The organism is Gilvimarinus sp. F26214L (assembly GCF_054401055.1).
The window spans coordinates 1-599 of record NZ_JBTIYG010000044.1 but is presented as its reverse complement, the minus strand read 5'-3'; the positions used below and the strand labels follow the sequence as shown (position 1 = coordinate 599).

The window sequence follows — 599 nt, the reverse complement described above, 5'->3', positions numbered from 1 at the left end:
CTAACCCAACCTTGTATCTGTCCTGCGACTCTGGCTAGCTACCGGGGCGCGAATGAGGGGCAGGTAAGTTCGACCCAACCTGAGAGCATTGACTCTGTGGCGTAGATGACACCCTGACCCTCTATTTTCTCGATAATCTGAATGGTATCCAAGTCCCTTCTCCGGAAGTGAGGCTGCATGAACAAGGCGAGATAATGAGAGAGATGAAGCAAATTGGGGTAGATGTCAGCAAGGACAAGCTGGACGTGTGTTGGTTGCGGGACCGCCAGGCGCTGAAGGTCAAGACCAAAGGTGGATTTGCGAACTCGCCGCGGGGTTTCCGTGCCCTGATCGACTGGCTGCTCGCCAACACGGAAGCGGCTCCGCAAGAGATTCAGGTCATGATGGAAGCCACGGGGATTTACCACGAAGCGTTGGCGTACGCCCTGCACGAGGCCGGTTTTGTGGTGTTTGTCGCCAATCCGAAGCATGTCCACAACTATGCCAAGAGTTTTGGCACCCGATCAAAGAACGACCGCAAAGATAGCGTTGTAATTGCCCGCTTTTTGGCCGACCGCCAGCATCAACCGTGGCAGCCGGAAGCGCCGGAGATCCGCCAT

1 protein-coding gene is annotated in these 599 nt (G+C 55.8%); it reads left to right on the top strand.

Annotation, left to right across the window (positions count from 1 at the left end):
- Positions 1-194: 194 nt before the first annotated feature.
- Positions 195-599: IS110 family transposase (locus ACURWW_RS17250; RefSeq protein ID WP_445618387.1), on the top strand; the 405-nt coding region annotated here is incomplete at its 3' end.